This is a genomic window from Pseudonocardia ammonioxydans, from assembly GCF_900115005.1.
GTDB classification, from domain to species: Bacteria; Actinomycetota; Actinomycetes; order Mycobacteriales; family Pseudonocardiaceae; genus Pseudonocardia; species Pseudonocardia ammonioxydans.
The window spans coordinates 112,899-135,249 of record NZ_FOUY01000010.1 but is presented as its reverse complement, the minus strand read 5'-3'; the positions used below and the strand labels follow the sequence as shown (position 1 = coordinate 135,249).

The window sequence follows — 22,351 nt, the reverse complement described above, 5'->3', positions numbered from 1 at the left end:
GGCCGCACCGGCCATCGGGGATCGCTCCGGGTCCCGATGGGGGGCGTTAGGGGATCGGCCCCCCAACGGGGATCGCTGTGCGAGACCGGCTAACGACGGGGTGTCACCGAGCGATGGGACTCGGGAGGGGACCTGCCGCCGACGAGGGGAAGGGACATGTCCTATCTGCTCGGGATCGACCTGGGCGCGACCACGGTGACCGCCGCCGTGCGCCCGCTCTCCGGCGGCGGAGGTGCGGTGCACGAGCTGCCCGCCGTCATCGTCACGACCCCGGCCGGTGACCTGCTCTGCGGCACGGCGGCGCGCCGGCGCGCGCCCGCCGACCCGGACCGGGTGGCCCGCGGGTTCCTCGCGCGGGTCGGCGACCCGACCCCGCTCTCGCTCGGCGGCGTCCCCCACCACGCCGAGGACCTCTGTGCGCGCCTGGTCCGCTACCTGGTGGACGAGGTGGCCTCCCGCCGCGGTGCGCTCCCGGCCCGCATCGGCCTGACCCACCCGGTGTCCTGGGGCCGGCACAAGCGGGACCTGCTGGCCGCGGCCCTGGACCGGATCGGCCTGACCGTCTCCCTGGTGGCGGCCCCGCAGGCGGTGGCGCTGGCCCACCGCACCGGTGCCCCCGGTTCCCGGCCGCTCGCCGTGGTCGACCTGGGCGGCAACGGCGCCACCGCGACCGTGCTGGCCCCGGCCGCTGCCGGGGTGCTGCCGTCGATCACGGCACCGACCGCTGCGGCCGACGCGGGCGGTGCCGACGTCGACGACGCCGTGTTCGACTTCGTCCGCCGGGCCACCCCGGACCTGGCCGCCGCGTTCGACGCGCTGGACGTCGAGGCCCCCGCGGTGCTCGCCGCCCTGACCGTCCTGCGTGACGAGTGCCGTTCGGCCAAGGAGCTGCTGTCCAGCGACACCGTCGCGACCGTCCGCGTGGAGCTGCCGGGGATCCGGACCACGGTCCGGATCCACCGCTCGGATCTCGACGAGCTCGCCCGCCCGGTCCTCGATCCGGTGGCCGACCTGGTCGAGGCGGCCCTCGCGGAGGCCCCGGAGGCCGAGGTGCTGCTCGCCGGGGGCACCGCGCGGATGCCGATGGCCGTCCAGGTGCTCTCGGCCGCGCTCGGCAGGCCGCTGTCGGTCGCCGCCGACCCGGTGCTCGACGCCGCCCGGGGCGCGGCACTGGCCGTGGCCCCCGGTGCGGGGACCTCGTGGCCGGGCACCCGGATCGCGCCGGTCCCGGGAGGGATCGCCCAGCAGCGGGTTCCGGCCCCGCGCGGGCCCGAGCCGGTGCCGCGCCACGACCCCGCGCCCGGTGCTGCGGTCGGGCTGCTGGGGGCACCGACCGGCCCGCTCCCGTCCGTGCGTACCCACCGGGTTCCCGGCCGGCCCCGCCACGCCGCCGCACCGTCGGCGGCCGCCGACCCCGAGCGGCCCGCCCTCGACACCCTGGTCACCCAGGACACCGGCACGGCACCCGTCGTGCCGCGCACCGCGGCCCGGCAGCGGCTGCTGCTCGGCGCCGGCGGCGTCGCCGGAGCGGCCCTGATCGCCGGGGCGCTGCTGTTCTGGCCGTCCACGCAGTCGTCGATCGGGGAGCTCAGCGCCGCACCGGTCCTGCCGTCGACGTCGGTGCCCACGCCGGCTCCCGTCGCCCCGCCGCCCGGGACCACGGCTCCGGGAGGCGCTGCCCAGGTAGGCGCCACCCCGGGAGACACCACGAACTCGCAAGAGGCCACCGCCCCGCGAGGTTCCACGGGCCCGGGTCCGGCCGCCCCACGCGCCGCCGACGCGACCGTCGCCGGGCGGAGCGGGGCCGCCGGGCCGGCGACCGCCACGGCGCCGGGGACGACGGCACCGGCCCGCCCGGGCACCGCCACCCCGGGTGCGGGCACGTCCGCACCCGCCGTGCCGCCGGCCCCGACTCCGCCGGCTCCCGCCGAGGACACGACGACACCGCCCCCGGCCACCTCGGACCAGACGACACCGGACCCGACCGACTCGGCCGCGTCCCCGGCACCGGCCCCGACCGAAGGGGCCGGGGAGACGACCCCGGCCACGCCGGTCACCCCGGAGCCGACCGCGGCGTCGGAGGCGGTCGCCTGACCGTTCGGCACTCCCCGCCCGATCGACCCGATCACCCACTGCGCTGCAACGACAGCGGCCAGTGACCCCCGGCCCCCCGGCACTCCGTGTGGGGCGGGATGATTCGGACCGCCGGGCCGGCGTGGAACCGGGAGCCCCCACGCCGGCTCGGCCCCTCGTGACCGTCGGCCGACCGCCCGCGAAGGTGTGACCGCGCACCCGGCCGCGTCGCGCCGGATCACCCCACTGACGTGGTTAAACTACGGGTGGTCACGCGGTGAGCACGGTTCGAGGGGAGCGCGTGGTGACACGGTTGGCGGGGGCGGTCATCGCCATGGCGACGGGTGCCCTGGCACTCGCATATCTGGGTTTCGGCTGGCCGATCCTGCTGATCGGCGGACCGCTGCTGGTCGGCGTCACGATCACGGTGCTCGTCCTGGTGCTCACCGAGCGCCCCCGGGCCCTGCTGGTCGAGCGGCGCGCTGCGGTCACCGGTGCCTCCGCCTGGAAGAACGCCGCCGAGCGCGGGGAGAACGGCGGCGCCGGCCTGATGAGCGGGTTCTTCGAGATCAGCCCGCAGCCGAGGACGGTGCCGGAGCAGCGCAGCGCCCTGTCGTCGCCCGCCCGCCCGGCGGAGACCCGCAAGCGATAGGCGACAATCGAGCGGTGCCGATCTCCGTGACCGCTCGTATCCGGTTCGTCCGGGGGCGTCCGTGTTGATCGGCATGCTCTTCGCCGTGCTGGCGATGCTGTGCAGCACGGTCGCGGCGATCCTGCAGGCCGACGCGGCCCGCAAGGGCGGCCGGACGAGCGCGGTGCTGACCCGGCCCCGCTTCGTCGGTGGGATCGGCATGGACATCGTGACCTGGCTCTGCCTGGTCGTCGCCCTGCAGTTCATCCCGATCTTCGCCGTGCAGGCGACGCTGGCCGGTGCGATCGCGATGACGGCCCTCTACGCCCGGTACTTCCGCGGCGAGTGGCTGCGCCCGGTGCACCGGCTCGCGATCGGTGCCAGCATGATCGGGCTCGCGCTGGTCGCGGGGAGCGCCGGGACCGAGCGCAAGCAGGCCCTGACCGGCCACGGCACCACGGTCACCGTCCTGGTCGCCGCGCTGGTCCTGTTCATGGTGGCGACGCTCGCGGTCCGGCCGCTCACCAGGCCGTGGCCGTCGGCGGTGCTCGCCGGGCTCGGCCTCGGCGGCGGCTCGGTGTGCATCCGCGCCATGCACGTCTCCGAGGGGATCGAGCTGGCCGGGCTGCTGGCCGAGCCGCTGGTCTACGTGCTGGCCGGGATGGCGGTGACCGGGCTCTACAACTACGCCCGCGCGCTGCAGCTGGGTGACATCGCCACCGTGACCGCGCTGTACATGGTGGTGCAGGTCGTGGTGCCCGGGATGGTCGGCATCACCCTGCTCGACGACACCGTGCGACCCGGCGCGACCTGGCTGCTCGTCCTCGGCCTGGTGCTGGTCGTCTACGGGACCTCGGTCCTGGCGCGCCGGCGTCCGGAAAAGCGGGCCCCCTCCCGGGTGACCTAACCTCCCGGCATGCCGACCCTGCAGCGTCCCGGCGTCACCCTGCACTACGAGGAGTACGGCTCCGGACCCCCGATCCTGCTGATCGCGCCCGGTGGGATGCGGTCGGCGATCAGCGCCTGGGACTCGGCGCCGTGGAACCCGATCGAGCACCTCGCCGACCGGTACCGGCTGATCGCGATGGACCAGCGGAACGCGGGGTCCTCGGTCGCCGAGGTGCACGGTTCGGACGGCTGGCCCACCTACACCGCCGACCAGCTCGCCCTGCTCGACCACCTCGGTGTCGACGAGTGCGCGGTGCTCGGCATGTGCATCGGCGGGGCCTACATCGCGAACCTGCTGGTCACCGCACCGGAGCGGGTCCGTGCGGCGGTCGCCCTGCAGCCGATCGGCCGGGACGGCAACCAGCACCGGTTCGAGGAGATCTTCGATACCTGGCGGGACGGGCTGGCGGCCGGCCACCCGGAGGCGTCCGAGGACGACTGGGCCTCGTTCCGGACGAACATGTACGGCGGCGGCGGAATGCTGTTCTCCGTGCCCGACGAGGCGCTCGCCCGGGTCACGACGCCGTGGCTGGTCCTCATGGGCGGCGACGAGTACCACCCCGAGTCGGTGTCCCGGCGGCTCGCCGACCTCGCGCCGGGTGCGGAGCTGGTGGAGCGGTGGAAGGCCGGGGAGTACGTGCCCGCGGGGAGGGCCGCCGTCGACGGCTTCCTGGCGGAGCACCTACCGGTCTGATTCCTCCACGAACGCGCGGCCCGGGCAGGGCAGGATGGTCCGCATGCCGAGCTGGGACGACGTCGTGCGCATCGGATGCGCGTTGCCGGAGGTCGAGGAGTCGACGTCCTACCGGACGCCGGCGCTGAAGGTCCGCTCCCGGAGCTTCGCCCGGCTGCGCACCGAGGCCGACGACCTGCTGGTGCTGATGTGCTCGCTCGAGGAGAAGGAGGCCCTGCTCGCCTCCGGTGACCCGGCCTTCACCACCACCCCGCACTACGACGGCTACGGCGCGATCCTCGTCGACCTCGACCGCGTCGACCCGGCTCAGCTCGCCGAGCTGATCGAGGAGGCGTGGCGGCGCAAGGCGCCGGTGACAGTGGTCCGCAGGTTCGACGCGTGAGCGCCCGCTACGTGGTCGTCGGCGCCGGTGCCGTGGGCGGGACGATCGGCGCCCGGCTGCACGGCGCCGGCCGCGAGGTCGTGCTGGTCGCCCGCGGCGCGCACCGGGACGCGATCCGGGCACACGGCCTGCGCCTGGACACCCCCGAGGGCTCGACCGTGCACCGGGTCCCGGTGGCCGGGTCGGTGACCGAGGTGTCCTGGTGCCCCGGCGATGTCGCGGTGCTGGCGGTGAAGTCCCAGGACACCGCCGCGGTGCTGGCGGAGCTGGCCGCCGTCGCGCCGGGGGTCACCGTGGCCTGTGCGCAGAACGGCGTCGCCAACGAACGTGCCGCCGCGGAGCTGTTCGACCGGGTGCAGGCGGTGCTGGTGATCCTCCCCGCCGAGCACTACGCGCCCGGCGTGGTGATCGCGTCGTCGGCTCCGGTGCCCGGGGTGCTCGACGTCGGCGCCTACCCGTGCGGGGTGGACGCGACGAGCACGGCGATCGCCGCGGACCTCACGGCCGCCGGGTTCGCCTCCCGAACCGATCCCGCGGTGCTGGACGCCAAGTACGGCAAGCTGCTCACCAACCTCGGCAACGCGGTGGACGCGATCAGTGGATTCGCCGACCCGGACGCCGGACGGGTGGTCCGGGCCGCCACCGCGGAGGGCCGGGCGTGCCTGGCCGCGGCCGGGATCACCGCCCGCACCGGTGACGACGACCGCGTCCGCCGGGAGGGGATCATCACCGAGCGGCCGGTCGCCGGGCACCGTCGGCGGGGCTCGTCGTCCTGGCAGAGCCTCTCCCGCGGCAGCGGTTCGATCGAGGCCCGTCACCTCAACGGCGAGATCGTGGCGCTGGGTGCGGTGCACGGTGTCCCGACCCCGGTGAACGCCGAGCTGCTGCGCGTGGCCGAGGAGATGGCCGCCGCCGGCGAGCCGCCCGCCTCGCGGCGGGCCGCGGAGCTGTAGCCGAAAAGAGGACGTCCACCGGTCGCGCGATACCTACCGTGGGCCCATGACCAGTACGACCGAGCACTCCGCGACCGAGATCCGCACGCTCGCCGACCTGCAGGAGATCACCGGCGAGCCGATGGGCCCGGCCCTGGCCAAGGAACGCGACCGTCTGCTCGACGTCCATCGCGAGTGGCTGGCGGTGTCCCGGTTCCTCCTGCTGGCGACCGCCGGCGCGGACGGCAGCTGCGACGTCTCCCCGAAGGGCGACCCGGCGGGCTTCGTGCACGTCGTCGACGAGCGCACGGTCGTGATCCCGGAGCGCCCGGGCAACGGCCGCGTCGACGGCTGGCGCAACGTGCTGGAGAACCCGCACGCCGGGCTGATCTTCCTGGTGCCCGGCCGCACCGACACGCTCCGGATCAACGGCCGGGCCCGCCTGGTGCGCGACGCGGACTACTTCGACGCGCTCGCCGTGCGGGGGCGCCGCCCGCTGCTCGCCTGCGAGGTCACCGTCGAGCAGGTGTTCTTCCACTGCCCGAAGGCCTTCATGCGCTCCGAGCTGTGGCGGACCGACAGCTGGCCGCAGGAGGACCGGCTCCCCTCGGTCGCCGCGATCGCGAAGCAGCTCGCCCGCCCGGACGAGCCGCTGGAGAAGCTCGAGGAGTACTACGGCCGGTCCCTCGCCGAACGCCTGTACTGACCGGGGAGGAAGCACTCCGGCCGGATTTGCCGGATTCGCTTAAGTCAAGCACCTGATTTACATTGAGGAGGTTCTGCTCGCCTCCCCCTCCCGGAGTCTCCATGACCCGCCCCGTCGCCGGCCGCGACAACGTGCTCGTCGCCGTACTAGCACTGGCCGGCATCGTCGTCTCGCTGCAGCAGACGATCGTGATCCCGCTGGTCCCGCTGTTCCCCCGGCTGCTCGACGCCTCGGCCGCGGACGCCACGTGGGTCGTGACCGCCACCCTGCTCGCCGCGGCCGTCGCGACCCCGGTGGTGGGCCGGCTCGCCGACATGGTCGGCAAACGCCGGATGCTCCTGTTCTGCCTGATGGTGCTGGTCGTCGGTTCCACGATCTCCGCGCTGAGCAGCACGCTGGTCCCGCTCGTCGTCGGCCGCTCCCTGCAGGGCCTCGCCGCGGGCGTGGTGCCACTGGGCATCAGCCTCATGCGCGACCAGCTGCCGGCGTCGCGGCTCGGGTCGGCCACGGCACTGATGAGTGCCTCGCTCGGGGTGGGCGGGGCGCTGGGCCTGCCGCTGTCGGCGCTGCTGGCCCAGGTCGCGGACTGGCACGTGCTGTTCTGGGCGGCGGGCGGGCTCGGCCTGGTCACCGCGGTGCTGGTGGTGACCCTGGTCCCGGAGTCGCCGCAGCGCGCGGGTGGCCGGTTCGACCTGCTCGGGGCGGTCGCGCTGTCGGTGGCCCTGATCTGCCTGCTGCTGGCGGTGTCCAAGGGCGGCGGCTGGGGCTGGGCGTCGCCGACCACCCTCTCGCTGTTCGCGGTGGCCGTGGTCGCCCTGCTGGGCTGGGGGCTGTGGGAGCTGCGCACCCCGCACCCGCTGGTGGACCTGCGGATCAGCCGTCGCCGTCAGGTGCTGCTGACCAACGCCGCCTCGGCGGTGTTCGGCTTCTCGATGTTCGCGATGTCGCTGGTCTTCCCGCAGCTGCTGCAGCTGCCGGCCGAGACCGGCTACGGACTCGGCCAGTCGATCGTCGTCGCCGGTCTGATCCTGGCGCCCGGTGGTCTGTGCATGATGGCGATGTCGCCGGTGTCGGCGCGGATCAGTGCCGCGTCGGGCCCGCGGACGACGCTCATGGTCGGCGCCGCGGTCGTCGCGGCCGGCTACCTGCTCGGCGCCGCGTTCCACTCCGCGGTCTGGCACCTGCTGCTCAGCTCGGTGGTGATCAGCTCCGGCGTCGGTCTGGCCTACGGCGCGATGCCGTCGCTGGTGATGGCCGCGGTCCCGGTCACGCAGACCGCGGCGGCGAACAGCCTGAACAACCTGATGCGGGCCATCGGCACCTCGACGGCGAGCGCGGTCACCGGCGTCCTGCTCGCCCGGATAACGGTCTCGACGGGTGGGAGCGCGGTGCCGACCGAGGCCGCGTTCGTGCTGGCCATGCTGCTCGGCTCGGCGACCGCCCTGGTCGCCCTGGTGATCACCGGGTTCATCCCGCGCCGCCCGGAGGCCACGCCGCCGGCCGCCGCCCCGGCCGACGAGGCGCCCGCGGACGCGCTGGTGCGCGGCGTGGTGCGCACCGCGGGCGCCGCGGTGCCGGACGCCGTCGTCTCCGTCGTCGGACACGGCGGGGTGCTGCTGGGGCGGTCCCGGAGCGGCCCGGACGGCACCTACGCGGTGCCGGCGGCGGAGCCCGGCGCGTCGCAGCTGCTCGTCGTCCAGCGGGACGGGCTGTCGCACGCCGAGCACCTCACCGGCGCCGGCCCGCACCACCGGGACGTGCAGCTGCACCCGGCCGACCGGCCGGAGCGGACCGACGGACCGGCGGTCACCCCGGTGATGCCGTTCGCGGAGGCCCTCTCGGCGAACGGCCGCCACCGCGGCTGACCGCTCCGGTTACCAGGCGACCGGGAGCTCCTCGAGGCCGAAGATCGCCTTGTGCGGGGCCCAGGCGATGTCCTCGTCGGCGACGGCCGGGTGCAGCCCCGGGAAGCGGCGCAGCAGCGCGGGGAAGGCCACCCGCATCTCCATCCGGGCCAGCGGGGCACCCAGGCAGTGGTGGACCCCGTGCCCGAACGCGAGGTGGCCGGTCTGGCCCCGGGTGACGTCCAGGCGGTCCGGGTCGTCGGTGGCCGCCGGGTCGCGGTTGGCCGTGGGCAGGTTGAACAGGACCAGGTCGCCCGCGCGGACGACGGCGTCGTCGAACTCGACGTCGCGGGTGGCCAGCCGCGGCGAGCCCGAGTTCACGATCGAGATCCAGCGCAGCAGCTCCTCCACCGCCGCGGGGACGGCCGCGTCGTCGTCCCGGACGAGCGCGAGCTGCTCGGGGTGGCGCAGCAGGGCGAGCGTGCCGAGCGCGAGCATGTTCGAGGTCGTCTCGTGCCCGGCCACCAGCAGCAGGTTCGCGACGCCGACGAGCTCGTCGTTGCTCATCGCGTCGGCGTGCTCGCGGATCAGCATCCCGAGCAGGTCCTCACCGGGCGTGCGGCGGGCCCGGGCGACCAGGTCCTGCATGTACGCGAGCGCCTCCGCGGCGAGCGAGGTCCGCTCCTCCTCGCCCAGCGTCATGTCGAGCTGGCGGGCCGTGCGGGTCTGGAACTCGTCCTGGTCGGTGGGCGGGACGCCGAGCAGCTCGCAGATCACCAGCGAGGGGATCGGCAGCGCGAAGCGGGAGACGAGGTCGGCCGGGGGGCCGTGCCGCTCCAGCGCGTCGAGGTGGTCGTCGACGATCTCGACGATCCGGGGCTCCAGCCGGCGCATCCGGCGCACGGTGAACTCCGGCGTGAGCATCCGGCGCAGCCGGGTGTGGTCGGGCGGGTCGAGCGCCAGCAGGTTGCCGCTGCGGTCACCGGAGAGCTGCCGCGGGTCGCGGGCGGTGTCGCCCTGCAGGTCGGCGGGGGTCCACCCGTTGCGGAAGGTCTCGGCGTCGCCGAGCATCCGGCGGACGTCGGAGTGCCGGGTCAGCAGCCAGGCCGGAGGCCCGAAGAGGGTCGGGACCTGCACGGGTCCGGGCCGCTCGCGCAGGGCCTCGACGTCGGGTGCCGGGCCGAAGCCGGCCGGGCGGGTGGCGGTGGTGCTCATCCGGTGCTCCTCGGTGGTGGGCATAGGGTCGTCGGAGACCCGCTGAAACGTAAATCATCCGCTTGACTTAATCGAACGGTGCATCGAGAATTGCCCGTGACCAGCGGAAACGGTCGGACGGAGAGGGGGTGGCCGTGATGGCTCGAGCGCGGACGGACCGCAGCGGCGCGACCCGGGAGCGGATCCTGGACGCCGCCGAGCGGCTCTTCGCCGAGCACGGCGTCCACGCGATCTCCAACCGGGCCGTGGCCGAGGCGGCGGGCCAGGGCAACAACGCCGTCGTCAGCTATCACTTCGGTACCAAGGCCGACCTCGTGCGCGCGCTCGTCCGCCGCCGTACGGTGGAGATCGACCGGCTCCGCGCCGCGCGGGTCGCGGCGCTCCCGCCGGGGCCGGGGGTCCGCGAGTGGGTGGACTGCCTCGTCCGGCCGACGGCGGACCATCTCGGCGAGCTCGGCTCCCCCACCTGGTACGCCCGCTTCGCCGCCCAGCTCCTCACCGATCCGGCCTCCCGCGACCTCATGGTGGCCGAGTCGCTCGGGTCGCCGGTCCTCACGACCGCGCTGGAGGGGCTGAACTCCTGCCTGCCGGCGTTGCCGGTCGAGGTCCGGCTGGAGCGCACCGACATCTGCCGGCTCCTCATGATCCATTTCTTCGCGGACCGCGAACGTGCGGTCGCCGAGGGAGCCCCGACCGCGCGAGCCACCTGGTCGGAGGCCGCGACCGGGCTGGTCGACGCGGTCGTGGGCGTGTGGCTGTCGCCGGTGACCGGCCCGGATGTCGGGGGTGCGCCCTAACCTCCGGCTCGTGACCGAGCCTGCACACGTGATCGCGACGAGGACCTTCTACGACGCGATCGCCGAGGACTACGCGGAACTGTTCCGGACCGAGCTCGACGACGCCCCGCTCGACCGCGCCCTGCTCACGGGGTTCGCCGAGACGGTCCGGCGCGAGCACGCCGATCCCAGCACGGTCGAGGCGGGGTGCGGGCCGGGCGTCGTGACCGACCAACTGCGACGGCTGGGGCTGCAGGTCCGCGGGATCGATCTGTCGCCGGCCATGGTGGCGCTCGCCCGGCGGACGTTCCCGCAGGTCGGCTTCGCGGTCGGTGAGATGGGCCGGCTCGACGCCGCGGACGCGACCCTCGCGGCGGTGGTGGCCTGGTACTCGCTCATCCACGTCCCGGAGGGCGACCGGCCCGCGGTGCTGGCGGAGTTCCGGCGGGTGCTCCGGCCCGGTGGCTACCTGCTGCTGGGCTTCCAGGCCGGCACGGACACGCTGCGCCTCGACGAGGCGTTCGGACAGCAGGTGTCGCTCGACTTCCACCGGCTCGATCCCGACGCGGTCGTGGCGATGACGGAGGGCGCGGGTCTCGAGCTCGTCGCCCGGCTCGTCCGGGCTCCCGAGCGGCGCAGCTCGGCCGCTGCGGTGCCGCAGGCCGCCGTCATCGCGCGCCGGCCCGGGTGATCCGTTCCAGTGCGGCGTGACCCGCCGGCTCCCGGGTCGGCTTGCCCCCGGGCAGGCCGAGCCGGCCGTTCCGCCCGATCCCGATCAGGCCGGCGGCCCGCAGGAGGGCCCAGCCGCGAGCCCGGGCCATGGTCGCGTCGTCGACCGGCCCGTAGGCGTCGAAGAACCGGCTCGCCGCGCCGGCGGGAAGGAGGAGCCAGGCGGCCGACAGGTCCGTCGCGGGGTCGCCTGCGCACAGCTCGCCGAAGTCGATCACCCCCGCGAGCGTCCCGTTCCGGACGACCACGTTCGCCGGGTGCAGGTCGCCGTGCAGCCAGAGCGGCGGTCCCTGCCGGTCGGGTGCGGCCAGCGCGTCCTGCCAGAGCTCCCGTGCGCCGTCGATGCCCGGATGGTCGGCGAGCGCTGCGAACGGGTCGTCGTCCCCGTGATGCAGGCGGGCGAGCGGGACGCCGCGGGCCGGGTTGGCCGGCGCCTCGGCGGGCGCCCGGTCGTGCAGGGTGCGGAGGAACCCCGCAAGGACGTCGGCCGCGTCGATCCGGGTGAGCGGTGACCGGTCGGCGGGCTCGCCGTGGACCCAGCGCGCGATCGTCCAGGTGTGCGGGAAGCGGCTCGACGGCGTGCCGATGCGCACCGGGGCGGGAACCGGCAGCGGCAGGCGGGGCGCCAGCACCGGCAGCCATGCCTGCTCGGTGCGCAGCAGCGCGGGTGCGCGCTCGGTGCGGGGCAGGCGCACCGCCAGCTCGTCCCCGAGCCGCCACATCTGGTTGTCTCAGCCGCCCTCGACGTCGCGGAGCTCGAGAGCGGCGAGGTCCGGGTGCTGGTCTCTCAGGAGTGCGCGTACCAGGTCCTGCGTGTAGGTGAAGTCCACCGTCGTCCCCTGTCGGCTGTTCGTCGGTGCAGGTTGGCACATGCGGCTCCGTACGCCCCGGGTCGTCGGCTTCCGTTCGCGATTCGCGATTGCAAACGATCTTCCAGATTCGTGGCATCGAACACCAGTTCGAGTAGATTGGGATGCGTGACCGCAGTTCATGATCCCCCGATTCCCGGCACCCACCCGGGTGCCGGCGAGCCCGGATTCCCACAGGTCGATCTCGTATTGATGCAGGTCGCGGTCGAACAGGCCGCCACGGTTGACGCGGAATCGTGTGGGGAATCCGAGTTGATCGATCAGATCCAGCAGATCGAATCCCTGCAGAATTCTCTCGCGGCGTTGCAGGCGAACCGGATCCGCTCCTTCGCCCGCACCCACGTCGACCGACGGATCAGCGCGGGGGTGGTCGACCCGGACAAGCTCGAACGCGGGGTGATCGCCCAGCTCGGGCTGGCCTGCCGAGTCTCACCGACCGAGGCCCGCTCCCGGCTGCGCGCCGCCCGGGACCTGCGTGAGGGCCTCGACCACATCCGTGGCCTGTTCGTGGCCGGGGAGCTGAGCCGGGACAAGATCGCCGCGATCGTCACCGCGACCGCCGACCTCGACACCGGCCAACGCGCCGCGGTCGACGCCCGCCTCGCCGCACACGACCTGACCCGGCTCGGGATCGGACGGCTACGCGACCTGGTGCGCCGGCTGGTCGCCGAGATCGCCCCGGAGAAGTTCCGCTCCCGGGTCGAGGCCGCCCGCGCCCAACGCCGGGTCACGCTGCGCCCCGCCCCGGACGGGATGAGCTACCTGACCGCCTACCTGCCCGTGGAGCAGGGCGTCGCCTGCCTGGCCGCATTGCGCAAGGCGTTCACCGAGGTCTCGATCGCCCCGGCACCGCTGACCCGCTCCCGCGGGCAGGTCATGGCCGACACCCTGGTCGAACGCGCCACGGGAAAGTCCGCCGCGACCGACGTCGACATCGAGGTCCAGGTACTGGTGCCGGTCGAGGCGTTGATCGACCCCGACAGCCCGCTGCCGGCCGAGGTCCCCGGCCACGGCCCCGTCCCGGTCGACCTGCTGGCCACCACCACCGGACGAAAAGCGCTCCGCCGGCTGCTGACCCGCAACGGGTTCATCATCGGCGGCGGGTCCCGGCAACGCTTCTTCACCGGGCTGCTCGCCGAACTGGTGAAAGCCCGCGCCCGCCGTCGCTGCACCGAGCCGTACTGCGACGCCCCGGCCCGGCACATCGATCACATCGACCGTTCCGCCGAGCACGGGCCGACCGCGCTCGAGAACGGGCGCGCCGTCTGCGAGTTCCACAACTACATCCGCGAACAACCCGGCTGGAACGTGGCACGCAGCCCCGACGGCGTACGGACCACCACCCCGACCGGGCACACCTACCTCGCCCCCGAGGACCGTTTCGACACTCGGCGGGAGTGAGCGGTCAGGGGGAGGCGGCGTCCGGCCCGACGAGCATCACCGGGCAGCCGGCGTGCTGGATCAGCGCCAGCCCGGTCGAGCCGAGCAGCAGTCCGGTGAACCCGCCGCGGCCCCGGGTCGCGACGACGACGAGCCGGGCGTGCGTGCTGCGTTCGGCCAGCGCCTTGCGCGGGTCCGCCTGTTCGAGGACCGGCTCCACGGAGACGTCGGGATGGCGTTCCCGCCAACCGGCCAGTCGCTCGGCCAGTGCACGTTCCTCCTCCTCACGCATCGTCTGCCACGGGCTCGCCTCGAACAGCGTGCTCAGATGGGCGCGCCGGGTGTCGGCGTCGGTCCACGTGTGCAGGGCGACCAGCGGGTCGCGGTGCAGCGCGGCCGCGTCGAAGGCGTGCGCCAGCGCAACGTCGGACAGCGGACCGCCGTCGACGCCGACCAGGACCGGGCGAGGCTCGTTGCGAGTGGTCTCCCCGCGGACCACGACGACCGGGCACTCGGCGTGCGAGGCCACCGCCAGCGTGACCGACCCCAGGGCGGTACCGAGCACGCCGCGACCGGTCCAGCCCAGCACGACCAGCGCGGCGTCCCGCGACGCGGTGCACAGCGCCTCCGCGGGATCCGCGCGGTCCCAGCGGGTCTCCACCGCCACGCCGGAGTCGAGGCGCTCCACCTCGGCCATCGCGCGGTCGAGCATCGCCGTGGACTCGGCGGCGATCGACGCCTCGACCTCGTCGATCCACATCTGGGCACCGGCACTGGTGCGCAGCCGCTCGGTGTCGAAGGCGTGCACCAGCACCAGCCGGGCGTTCCGCGCACCCGCCTCGTGCGCGGCCCACCGAACGGCCTGCTGCGACGGCTCCGACCCGTCCACCCCGACGACGACTGCTCGTGCGCTCATCTCTCTCCGATCAGGACATGCCCGGGCCCGGAAGCGTCGGGCACCCGCGGCCACAGCGCAAGCCCCGCCCATGAAGTTGACAGCTCAACTAGTTCTGGCTATCGTCAGATGTAGTTGTTACGTCAACAAACACGGAGGACGACATGACCACCTCGATCGACATCAGCCGGCTCGCCGGGACCTACGAGATCGACCCGGCGCACACCCGGATCGGCTTCGTCGCGCGGCACGCGATGGTCACCAAGGTCCGGGGCGCGTTCAACGAGTTCAGCGGCACGGCGCGCATCGACGGCGCCAACCCCGCCGACTCGACCGTCGAGCTGACGATCCAGGCCGCCAGCATCGACACCCGCAACGCCGACCGCGACGGTCACCTGCGCAGCAACGACTTCCTGCAGATGGACGAGTACCCGCAGATCGTGTTCCGTTCGACCGCGGTGACCTGGGTCAGCGACACCGAGTTCGAGGTCACCGGCGACCTGACGGTCAAGGACGTCACCCGCCCGGTCACCGTCCCGTTCGCGTTCGAGGGGCAGGCGACCGACCCCTTCGGCAACGTCCGCGTCGGCTTCGAGGGCTCGACCACGATCAACCGCAAGGACTTCGGCGTCACCTGGAACGCCGCGCTCGAGACTGGCGGTGTGTTGGTCAGCGACAAGGTCGTGCTCGAGTTCGAGGTCTCGGCCATCAAGCAGGGCTGAGGACCCGGGGTGTCCGCGGACGACGAAGGCCCAGGCTCGGCAGGAACAACCCGCTGACCTGGGCCTTCGTCTTACGAGCGATGTACCCGTCCGGCCGGCTGCGGTGGCCCACCGCCCGTCTTCGGACAGCAGGACCCAGCCGCGGTGGAACAGATCGAGCGTCGAACATTCCGGTGCCGGGCCGGCCGCCCCACTGGCTGGGTCGTTGGATCCTGACGACGTCATTGCGCGTGCCATGGCACGCTACGTTCTGGAGATCCCACGGTTCGTCAGCGACGAACGCGATCCTCGCGCCGCGCTCGATGCCGTCTTCGACCTGCTCGAACACGGACTTCGGGTAGCCGCCCTCCGGAGTCTGTCAGGCGGCCACCCCGCCCGCGTTGAGGATCAACTTCTGAAGCACCTTCACCGTCGTGACGTAGTCCGCGTCGTCGATGCCCTCGTGGAGGGCGGCGCGGATCGCGGGAGCGTTGCGCGCGAGCTCGACGCGGGCCCGTTCTCCCTCCTCGGAGATCCACAGCCGGTCCTCGGTGTCCCGGGTCAGCCAGCCGCGTTCCAGGAGCACTCCGGCCTCCGCTGCCAGATCATCTTCGGGCCGTATGTAGGAGGCCATGGCGGCCTGCAGTTCGGGGAGCGTCATTCCCTTTCCGTCGGGTGAGATGTCGTTGCCCGACAGGTTGCGCAGTAGCCAGAACTGGGGCTGGGTGTAGCCCTTTTCGGACTGCCGGGCCCGGGTGTGGGCGATGAGCGCCTCGTAGGCGACGCCGGTCCAGTAGGCGGCGGGCTGTCCGGCGAGTTCGGCGTCGGACATCTGCTGGGTCGTCATGAGGTGTCCCCTCCTGCTGCTTCGATGCGGAGCCTGCATCCGTGCAGGTCATGAGGAACGTAGAACCTCAAGTGCAGTCGAGGTCAAGCGAATGATCTCCCGTGCTGCCCCGTCTGTCGCCGGATCCTGGAAGTGGACCGACGGATTGCCGACGAGCTGCGCGGCCTGGTCGACGACCACCGGCGCGGACCCAGGTCGCACGGGGATCGCACGCGGACCGGTACCTACGGAACGACGAAGGCCCAGGCTCGGCGGGAACAACCCGCTGACCTGGGCCTTCGTCTTGCGAGCGGATGACGGGAATCGAACCCGCGTATTCAGCTTGGGAAGCTGATGTTCTACCATTGAACTACATCCGCATCGGGTGAGATCAGCTTAGCATCACCGTCCCGGGCCCTGTCACGGGCCGTCGGCAGGTCCGGTCGCCGCAGGATCCGACCACCGGGCGCGGGCGGGTCGACCCGCCCGCCGGTCCGCGCGCACACTCGCAGGCGTCGGTCAGCTCCCCGACCGGAAGGGACCACGATGAGCGTGTTCGACCCGCTGACGGGCGGCTCGGTCGGTGACGGGCCGGATCATGAACACGACATCCTCCTGATCGCCGGGAGCCGCCCCGAGGTCGCCCGGCTGGCACCGGTCGCGTCCGCCATCGCTGCCGCGGACCGGATCTGCGGGATCACCGTCGCCACCGGTCCCGACCCGATGGCCGTGCACGAGGCGTTCGAGGCGCTCGGCGTGCCGACCGACATCACGATCCTGCTGCCCGCCGACGCGGGCCCGGGCATGGCCGACGTCGCCGCCGCCCTGTTCACCCGGCTCGACCGGGTCCTGGTCGACCAGGACCCGTCCGCCGTCCTCGTGCACGGGGGCGGGCTGGCCGCCGCGGTCGCCGCATCGGTCGCGTTCTGGCGCCGGATCCCGATCGTCCACCTGCAGGCCGGCATGGGCACCGACGACCTGCTCTGCCCGTTCCCGCAGGAGGCGCACCGCCGCGTGATCGGGCAGCTCGCGTCGCTGTTCCTGACCACGAGCGGGTCCGCCCTCGGCAGCCCGCTCGGCCCGAACGTGCTCACCATCGGCGACACGATCAACTCGCTGCCCGGCCCGTCGGACCCCGGGTGCGCGGACGTCCTGGCGCGGGTGTGCGACGCGCACCGCAGGCTCGTGCTGGTGGACCTGGAACGGGCGTCGTCGTCGCCGGTGCTCGACGGGCTGCCCGACCTGCTGGAGCGCTACCCGCGCATCGAGTTCGTGGTGACCGGGGCGCTCGCGGCCGGTGATCCGGCATCGGCGCTGGCGGGTCATCCGCGGGTCACGGTCGTACCCGACCTCAGTGCGCCCGACGAGCTGGCGGTGCTGGCCGCGGCGACGGTCCTGCTCAGCGACGACCACGAGCTCGTCGCCGACGCCCCCGGCCTGGGCACCCTGGCCGTGCTGGTCGACGGGCCGAACGTCCCGCAGCCCGGCGACTCGATCCGCAGCATCGCCGCGCGCGACGCCGCCCCGGCCGTCGCCCAGGTGATGGACGGCGACCACGGCCGCCGGCCCGCGCCGTCCGACGGGTTCGAGGCCGCCCGCGCCGAGCAGGCGGTGGCCTGGATGTTCGGACTCTGCCGTTCACCGCAGCTCCCTGACGATCTGCCGCGCGCCGAGGAGGGCCGCCACAGCGCGAACGGCCCGTCCTCGGAGGAGGCCTCCGAGGCCTGACCGGCCCGCTCGCTAGGGTGTCGACGTGCTGCTCTCCGACGGCGACCTGCGCAAGGAGATCGAGTCCGGCCGACTGGTGCTCGACCCGTGGGACGTCGAGATGCTCCAGCCGTCCAGCATCGACGTCCGGCTGGACCGGTACTTCCGGGTCTTCCAGAACTCCCGCTACACCCACATCGACCCGGCCCAGCAGCAGGACGAGCTGACCACCCCGGTCGAGACACCGGACGGCGAGTCGTTCGTGCTGCACCCCGGCGAGTTCGTGCTCGGGTCGACCTTCGAACGGGTGGGCCTGCCCGACGACCTGGCCGGCCGCCTGGAGGGCAAGAGCTCGCTGGGGCGGCTGGGCCTGTTGACCCACTCGACCGCCGGGTTCATCGACCCCGGCTTCACCGGGCACATCACCCTCGAGCTGTCCAACGTGGCGAACCTGCCGATCACCCTGTGGCCCGGCATGAAGATCGGTCAGCTGTGCCTGTTCCGGCTGTCCAGCCCGGCCGAGCGGCCCTACGGCAGCGAGGGTGTCGGATCCCGCTACCAGGGTCAGCGCGGGCCCACACCGTCCCGGGCGTTCCGCAGCTTCCACCGCACGGACACCCGCCGGATCTGACGGCGGCGGGCCGCGCGCTCGCTACCCTGACCGGTGATGGACGCCGACCGCAGCTCACCGGAGCATCCCGACCCCTGGGCGACCGGGCGGCGCCGTCCCGGGCGTCCGGACCGGGGCCGGCCGTCCGCGGCCGCCACACCCGGGCAGGCACTCGAACGCCGTCCCGCCGCCGACCGGGAACCGCCGCCGACGACGGTGGAGGGCTCGGTCGCCGAACCCGCGCCCGAACCCGGGTCCGCGTCCGGGCGCGGTCCGGACGGCGAGGACCCCTGGCGGCACTGGCGCAGGCTCCGTCCGCGCACGGTGCGCGGCGCCACCGCGCTCGGACTCGTCGGCGCCGCCGTGCTGCTCCTTCCCTTCCTCGACGACCCGGACCGCTGGTGGGTGCCGGTCGGACTCGGCTTCGGCACCCTGGTCCTGCTCACCCTGCTGCGGCTCGACCGGCTGTTGAACGGCTGGGCCCCCCATGTCGCGGGCGTCGTCCTGGTCGGCGCGCTGGTGTACGGGACGGCGCGCAACCCGTGGGCGTGGGGGCTGGCGCTCGGCGTGGGCGTCGTCGTCGCCGGCCTGCTGCTGTTGCCGCGCTGGAAGCTCCTCGCCGCAGGCGGGGTGCTGCTCGTGCTCTCCGGGATCGGCTACACGTTCCGCTCGGTGGAGCTGCAGCAGGACCAGGCCCGCGTCGACGCCCAGGCGGGTGCGCAGATGCGGACCGCGCTCGGGGTCGACCGGCCTCAGCTGGCGCTGGTCGCCCTCGACACCGGTGTCGCCGACGGCAACGCCTCCCGGGTCTGCCGGGTCGCCCAGGACCCGGCGATCGAGCAGCTCCGCGCCGCCACCGGCACCACGAGCTGTGAGGACGCCGTCGCGGTCCTGCACGCCCGGGTCCCGGCCGACGCCGAGATCACCCGGCCGGACCGCGAGTCCGAACCGGACGTCCCGCCCGGCGGCACCCTCACCGTCGACGCGTGCGACTCCGCCTGGGGCGCGGCCGCGGGCCGGGAGCTGGGCCGGGTGGTGCTCACCCGGACCGAGGCCGTGAAACCGACCTTCCAGGTCGGCTCTTTCGCCCCCTGCTGAACGCGGAACGGCCGGGCACCCGCTGTGGGTGCCCGGCCGTTCCGGTGTCGGAGGGTCCGGTCAGTTCTCGCTCGACTTCTCCTGCGAGACCTGTTCCGGGGTCGAGCCGTTCGAGGAGCCGTTCCCCGACGCCGCCGTCCCGGTGCTGGACGCGCCGTCGGAGCCGGCGGGCTCGCCGCCGTCGTGCTGACCCTCGTCGTGCTCGGCCTTCTCCTCGGCGATCTCACCGGCCGGGGTGGCGACGGCCGGGGTGTCGGTCGTCGGCGCGTCCTCGGCGGTCGCCTCGGCCGGCGCCGGGTCGCCGCGCTTGACCGCGGCGAGCAGCATCTGCGAGACGTCCTTGACGGTGACGGCCTCACCGGCGGTCTGCTTGACGCCGTCGGTCATCATCGTGCGGCAGAACGGGCAGCCGACCGCCAGCGTGCCCGACGGCTCGCCGTTCCCGCCGGCCTTGGTCAGGGTGTCGGCGGCCTCCTCGGCGCGGGTGAAGTTGATGCGCTGCCCGATGCGCTCCTCCATCCACATCCGGGCGCCACCTGCACCGCAGCACATCGACCGGTCGGCGTGGCGCGGCATCTCCGACAGCGTCGTCGACCCGGCAGCGCCGGTGGCGTTGATCAGGGCACGCGGCTCCTCGTAGACCTCGTTGTGCCGGCCCAGGTAGCAGGGGTCGTGGTAGGTGACCGGGCCCGACTCCTCGCCCGCGGGGGCGTTGACCGGGACCAGCTTCTTCTCGCGCACCAGCTTGTTCAGCAGCTGGGTGTGGTGCACGACCTCGTAGTGCCCGTCGAGCTGGGGGTACTCCCGGCCCAGGGTGTTGAGGCAGTGCGGGCAGGTCGTGACGATCTTGCGGGTGCCGGGCTCGCGGCCCTCGAACACGCCGTTGAGGGTCTCGACGTTCTGCTGGGCCAGCATCTGGAACACGAACTCGTTGCCCGAGCGCCGCGCCGGGTCACCGGTGCAGGTCTCGCCGGAGCCGAGGACCGCGAAGTCGACCCCGGCGCGGTGCAGCAGCTCCGCGGTGGCCTGGACGGTCTTCTTCTGGCCGTCGTCGAACGCGCCGGCGCAGCCGATCCAGAACAGGTACTCGGTCTCGGCCGGCAGCTCGCTCTCCACGACCGGGACCTCGAAGTCGAGGCTCTTGGTCCACTCCAGGCGGTCCTTGGCGTTCTGGCCCCAGGGGTTGCCCTTGTTCTCCAGGTTCTTGAACAGCGAGTTCAGCTCGGTCGGGAACTCCGACTCGATCATCACCTGGTAGCGGCGCATGTCGACGATGTGGTCGACGTGCTCGATGTCGACCGGGCACTGCTCGACGCAGGCACCGCACATCGTGCAGGACCACAGGATGTCCGGGTCGATCACGCCGAGGACGTCCTCGCCGCCGATCAGCGGGCGCTCGGCCGCGTTGCGCGCGGACTCGGGGATCGCCGCGAGCCGGGCCTCGGCGTCGTCGCCGGTGATGCCGACCTCGTCGCCGGCCATGTCCTTGCTGCCGCCGGCGAGCAGGTACGGGGCCTTCTCGTAGGCGTGGTCACGCAGCGCGTTGACCAGCAGCTTCGGCGAGAGCGGCTTCTCGGTGTTCCAGGCCGGGCACTGCGACTGGCAGCGGCCGCACTCGGTGCAGGTGGTGAAGTCGAGCAGGCCCTTCCAGGTGAAGTCCTCGACCTTGCCCGCGCCGAAGGTGTCCTCGTCCGGGTCCGCCTCCTCGAAGTCGAGCGGCTTGCCGTTCGACATCATCGGCCGCACCGCGCCGAGCGCCTTGTAGCCGTCGTCGTTGCGCTTGAAGTAGATGTTGGGGAACGCGGTGAACCGGTGCCAGGCCACACCCATCGTCGGCTTCGCGGCGATCACGATCAGCCAGATCGTCGCCGAGAGCACCTTCACCGTCGCGAACACCGTCACCAGCGTCGGCGAGGCCGGCAGGATCGTGCCCAGCGCCTTCGACACCGGCGCCGACCAGGTCGGCACGTCGAACACGCCCAGCGCGTCCTTCGCGCCGCGCACCACCAGGATGCCCAGGCCCTCGAGGAACACGATCGCCTCGACGAAGTAGGCACGGCCCTGGTAGGAGCCGTAGAACCGCGACATCCGGCCCTGGCTGCGCGGGTGGTTGAGCTGCCGGATCACGATCAGCACCGCGATGCCGACCACGGTCCCGACGCCGAGGATCTCGACGAACAGCGAGTAGATCGACCACTCGCCGATCAGCGGCAGGTGGAACGTCGGGTTCCAGACCTCGACGAACGCCTCGATCAGGGCCAGGAACAGCCCGCCGAAGCCGACCATCACCAGCCAGTGGAAGACACCGACGTGACTCCACTTGAGCATCCTGGTGTGACCCAGGGTCTCCTTGAGCATCGTGACGAACCGCGGGCCGAACGGGCCGGTGCGGGTCGGGTCCGACTCCCCGAGCCGGATGATCGACACCATCTTCGCGACGGTCCGTGTGACCAGAGCGACCGCGACGATCGCCGACACCACCGTGATGGTGCCGAACAGGTACTGCACCCAGGTCATGTGGAGGAACCTCCCTTGAGAGCTGCCGGCCTGGGACGGGCGTCCGGCTGGACGCGGTCGTCGCGGCGGAACGGGACGGGAATCGTGAATCGGCGTCCGAGGGAGGCCGGGCGGGAGCCGCGCGACCGCGCGCACGGCGGACCGTGCCGCCGGGACGGGGCGGGCCTCTCCATCGCAGTGCCTCCTCGAACGTCACCGTCGCGTGGATGTGGTGGGACGCGACGGTGGTCGGGCGAAGGGTAGTGCGCCCGGTCCCGCGTGTCCCCGCCCCCTCGAAGGACGGGCGGCATCTTGTTACCGAACAGTAGCCGCCGTTGACCATGACATTCGCACCCGGGAAGGGCCTACCGGGGGCGGCCGAGGTGAGGTAGGAGTCACGCTCCGCGGTGGAGGGGCCGTTCGGCCGACCGTGTTCGACCGACCGCGCTGCGTGGTGCTCACACCGCGCGTACGGGCCACTCCTCTACTATCACCGACGAGTCTCGTGGTCTACTCGCCTGCGGGAGCGATCAGGAAGCGGAATCCGCTAGGAGGAGCTGTGAAGACCTCGTTCGAGGCGATCCAGCTGGTGCTCGCGCAGGGCGAGCTCACGACCGTCAACCTCCGCGACTGGATCACGAACAACATCGTGCCGCTGATCCTGCTCGCGATCGCCGTCATCCTGCTGTGGATCGGCGGCCGGGGGGACAACGCCGGCGTGGCCCGGCGCAGCGTCGGGCTGCTGGTGGGGCTCGTCGCGCTGGGCATCGCCGTGACCGGGAACGGTCCGGCCGTCGGTCAGGCGCTGGCCAACCTGCTCGTGTCCACGGGCTGATCCG

General features: G+C 73.1%; 21 protein-coding genes and 1 tRNA gene. 16 read left to right on the top strand and 6 right to left on the bottom strand.

The genetic code is table 11. From position 1 onward, the window contains the following. Positions 1 to 156: 156 nt before the first annotated feature. From BM093_RS12200 to BM093_RS12165, 8 genes are all read left to right on the top strand, one after another. A complete protein-coding gene (locus BM093_RS12200) occupies positions 157 to 2,094 on the top strand; it encodes an Hsp70 family protein (protein ID WP_093341702.1) in 1,938 nt (645 codons plus the stop codon). A 283-nt stretch (positions 2,095 to 2,377) separates the two neighbouring features. Then, a complete protein-coding gene (locus BM093_RS12195) occupies positions 2,378 to 2,725 on the top strand; it encodes a hypothetical protein (protein WP_143105346.1) in 348 nt (115 codons plus the stop codon). A gap of 73 nt (positions 2,726 to 2,798) precedes the next feature. Then, positions 2,799 to 3,611 (top strand): hypothetical protein, encoded by an 813-nt coding sequence (locus BM093_RS12190; protein WP_143105345.1) that lies wholly within the window; start codon positions 2,799 to 2,801, stop codon positions 3,609 to 3,611. Between the two features lie 9 nt (positions 3,612 to 3,620). Beyond that, positions 3,621 to 4,346 carry an alpha/beta fold hydrolase gene (locus BM093_RS12185; protein WP_093341695.1) on the top strand — a complete coding sequence of 242 codons (726 nt, stop codon included), beginning with the start codon at positions 3,621 to 3,623 and terminating at the stop codon, positions 4,344 to 4,346. Between the two features lie 43 nt (positions 4,347 to 4,389). After that, entirely contained in the window at positions 4,390 to 4,728 is a 339-nt protein-coding gene (locus BM093_RS12180) for an MmcQ/YjbR family DNA-binding protein (RefSeq protein ID WP_177238419.1), read from the top strand. Then, positions 4,725 to 5,681 carry a ketopantoate reductase family protein gene (locus tag BM093_RS12175; RefSeq protein WP_093341690.1) on the top strand — a complete coding sequence of 319 codons (957 nt, stop codon included), beginning with the start codon at positions 4,725 to 4,727 and terminating at the stop codon, positions 5,679 to 5,681. The genes BM093_RS12180 and BM093_RS12175 overlap by 4 nt, the downstream gene beginning before the upstream one ends. A gap of 46 nt (positions 5,682 to 5,727) precedes the next feature. Beyond that, positions 5,728 to 6,366: a pyridoxamine 5'-phosphate oxidase family protein gene (locus BM093_RS12170; RefSeq protein WP_093341688.1), complete on the top strand. Its 639-nt coding sequence runs from the start codon at positions 5,728 to 5,730 to the stop codon at positions 6,364 to 6,366. Between the two features lie 101 nt (positions 6,367 to 6,467). Next, complete coding sequence (locus BM093_RS12165; protein ID WP_093341685.1) at positions 6,468 to 8,231, top strand: MFS transporter; 1,764 nt, start codon at positions 6,468 to 6,470, stop codon at positions 8,229 to 8,231. Between the two features lie 9 nt (positions 8,232 to 8,240). On the opposite strand, the gene BM093_RS12160 is transcribed toward BM093_RS12165, so the two are convergent. Next, entirely contained in the window at positions 8,241 to 9,425 is a 1,185-nt protein-coding gene (locus BM093_RS12160; protein WP_245773477.1) for a cytochrome P450, read from the bottom strand. A gap of 137 nt (positions 9,426 to 9,562) precedes the next feature. Between BM093_RS12160 and BM093_RS12155 the strand changes: the two genes are divergently transcribed. Then, positions 9,563 to 10,222 carry a TetR/AcrR family transcriptional regulator gene (locus tag BM093_RS12155; RefSeq protein ID WP_093341848.1) on the top strand — a complete coding sequence of 220 codons (660 nt, stop codon included), beginning with the start codon at positions 9,563 to 9,565 and terminating at the stop codon, positions 10,220 to 10,222. 10 nt (positions 10,223 to 10,232) lie between these two features. After that, the gene (locus tag BM093_RS12150; protein WP_093341680.1) at positions 10,233 to 10,892 is read left to right on the top strand and encodes a class I SAM-dependent DNA methyltransferase; all 660 of its coding nucleotides are present in this window, start codon (positions 10,233 to 10,235) and stop codon (positions 10,890 to 10,892) included. Here BM093_RS12150 and BM093_RS12145 read toward each other — a convergent pair. Next, positions 10,870 to 11,652 (bottom strand): aminoglycoside phosphotransferase family protein, encoded by a 783-nt coding sequence (locus BM093_RS12145; RefSeq protein ID WP_245773476.1) that lies wholly within the window; start codon positions 11,650 to 11,652, stop codon positions 10,870 to 10,872. The two genes, BM093_RS12150 and BM093_RS12145, sit on opposite strands and share 23 nt — an antisense overlap. 399 nt (positions 11,653 to 12,051) lie before the next feature. On the opposite strand from BM093_RS12145, the gene BM093_RS12140 reads away from it, so the two are divergent. Next, on the top strand, positions 12,052 to 13,200 hold the full coding sequence (locus BM093_RS12140; RefSeq protein ID WP_245773475.1) for an HNH endonuclease signature motif containing protein: 1,149 nt from the start codon (positions 12,052 to 12,054) through the stop codon (positions 13,198 to 13,200). Positions 13,201 to 13,204: 4 nt separating this feature from the next. Here BM093_RS12140 and BM093_RS12135 read toward each other — a convergent pair whose 3' ends face one another. After that, the gene (locus BM093_RS12135) at positions 13,205 to 14,095 is read right to left on the bottom strand and encodes a universal stress protein (RefSeq protein ID WP_177238418.1); all 891 of its coding nucleotides are present in this window, start codon (positions 14,093 to 14,095) and stop codon (positions 13,205 to 13,207) included. Positions 14,096 to 14,238: 143 nt separating this feature from the next. Between BM093_RS12135 and BM093_RS12130 the strand changes: the two genes are divergently transcribed. After that, entirely contained in the window at positions 14,239 to 14,796 is a 558-nt protein-coding gene (locus tag BM093_RS12130) for a YceI family protein (protein WP_093341671.1), read from the top strand. A gap of 358 nt (positions 14,797 to 15,154) precedes the next feature. On the opposite strand, the gene BM093_RS12120 is transcribed toward BM093_RS12130, so the two are convergent. Next, the gene (locus BM093_RS12120) at positions 15,155 to 15,622 is read right to left on the bottom strand and encodes a transposase (RefSeq protein WP_093341668.1); all 468 of its coding nucleotides are present in this window, start codon (positions 15,620 to 15,622) and stop codon (positions 15,155 to 15,157) included. A 288-nt stretch (positions 15,623 to 15,910) separates the two neighbouring features. Next, positions 15,911 to 15,981, bottom strand: a tRNA-Gly gene (locus BM093_RS12115). Positions 15,982 to 16,147: 166 nt separating this feature from the next. Here BM093_RS12115 and BM093_RS12110 point away from each other — a divergent pair. The 3 genes from BM093_RS12110 to BM093_RS12100 are packed head-to-tail and all read left to right on the top strand — an operon-like array spanning position 16,148 to position 19,016. Continuing rightward, positions 16,148 to 17,329, top strand: a complete 1,182-nt coding sequence (locus BM093_RS12110; protein WP_093341665.1) for a UDP-N-acetylglucosamine 2-epimerase — start codon at positions 16,148 to 16,150, stop codon at positions 17,327 to 17,329. A 25-nt stretch (positions 17,330 to 17,354) separates the two neighbouring features. Next, positions 17,355 to 17,939, top strand: coding sequence for a dCTP deaminase (dcd, locus tag BM093_RS12105; protein WP_093341661.1), 585 nt, complete (start codon positions 17,355 to 17,357; stop codon positions 17,937 to 17,939). A 36-nt stretch (positions 17,940 to 17,975) separates the two neighbouring features. Then, complete coding sequence (locus BM093_RS12100) at positions 17,976 to 19,016, top strand: hypothetical protein (protein ID WP_093341658.1); 1,041 nt, start codon at positions 17,976 to 17,978, stop codon at positions 19,014 to 19,016. A gap of 60 nt (positions 19,017 to 19,076) precedes the next feature. Here the strand turns inward: BM093_RS12100 and BM093_RS12095 are convergent, their stop codons facing one another. After that, positions 19,077 to 21,533: a (Fe-S)-binding protein gene (locus tag BM093_RS12095; RefSeq protein WP_093341656.1), complete on the bottom strand. Its 2,457-nt coding sequence runs from the start codon at positions 21,531 to 21,533 to the stop codon at positions 19,077 to 19,079. 538 nt (positions 21,534 to 22,071) lie between these two features. Here BM093_RS12095 and BM093_RS12090 point away from each other — a divergent pair. Then, positions 22,072 to 22,347: a hypothetical protein gene (locus BM093_RS12090; RefSeq protein ID WP_177238417.1), complete on the top strand. Its 276-nt coding sequence runs from the start codon at positions 22,072 to 22,074 to the stop codon at positions 22,345 to 22,347. Positions 22,348 to 22,351 lie beyond the last annotated feature (4 nt).

Excerpts from the sequence above, each read along its gene's own strand:
- BM093_RS12200 (WP_093341702.1), top strand. The coding sequence starts at position 157 with ATGTCCTATCTGCTCGGGATCGACCTGGGCGCGACCACGGTGACCGCC.
- BM093_RS12190 (WP_143105345.1), top strand. The coding sequence starts at position 2,799 with ATGCTCTTCGCCGTGCTGGCGATGCTGTGCAGCACGGTCGCGGCGATC.
- BM093_RS12185 (WP_093341695.1), top strand. The coding sequence starts at position 3,621 with ATGCCGACCCTGCAGCGTCCCGGCGTCACCCTGCACTACGAGGAGTAC.
- BM093_RS12180 (WP_177238419.1), top strand. The coding sequence starts at position 4,390 with ATGCCGAGCTGGGACGACGTCGTGCGCATCGGATGCGCGTTGCCGGAG.
- BM093_RS12170 (WP_093341688.1), top strand. The coding sequence starts at position 5,728 with ATGACCAGTACGACCGAGCACTCCGCGACCGAGATCCGCACGCTCGCC.
- BM093_RS12165 (WP_093341685.1), top strand. The coding sequence starts at position 6,468 with ATGACCCGCCCCGTCGCCGGCCGCGACAACGTGCTCGTCGCCGTACTA.
- BM093_RS12160 (WP_245773477.1), bottom strand. The coding sequence starts at position 9,425 with ATGAGCACCACCGCCACCCGCCCGGCCGGCTTCGGCCCGGCACCCGAC.
- BM093_RS12155 (WP_093341848.1), top strand. The coding sequence starts at position 9,563 with ATGGCTCGAGCGCGGACGGACCGCAGCGGCGCGACCCGGGAGCGGATC.
- BM093_RS12145 (WP_245773476.1), bottom strand. The coding sequence starts at position 11,652 with ATGTGGCGGCTCGGGGACGAGCTGGCGGTGCGCCTGCCCCGCACCGAG.
- BM093_RS12135 (WP_177238418.1), bottom strand. The coding sequence starts at position 14,095 with ATGAGCGCACGAGCAGTCGTCGTCGGGGTGGACGGGTCGGAGCCGTCG.
- BM093_RS12130 (WP_093341671.1), top strand. The coding sequence starts at position 14,239 with ATGACCACCTCGATCGACATCAGCCGGCTCGCCGGGACCTACGAGATC.
- BM093_RS12120 (WP_093341668.1), bottom strand. The coding sequence starts at position 15,622 with ATGACGACCCAGCAGATGTCCGACGCCGAACTCGCCGGACAGCCCGCC.
- BM093_RS12110 (WP_093341665.1), top strand. The coding sequence starts at position 16,148 with ATGAGCGTGTTCGACCCGCTGACGGGCGGCTCGGTCGGTGACGGGCCG.
- BM093_RS12100 (WP_093341658.1), top strand. The coding sequence starts at position 17,976 with ATGGACGCCGACCGCAGCTCACCGGAGCATCCCGACCCCTGGGCGACC.
- BM093_RS12095 (WP_093341656.1), bottom strand. The coding sequence starts at position 21,533 with ATGACCTGGGTGCAGTACCTGTTCGGCACCATCACGGTGGTGTCGGCG.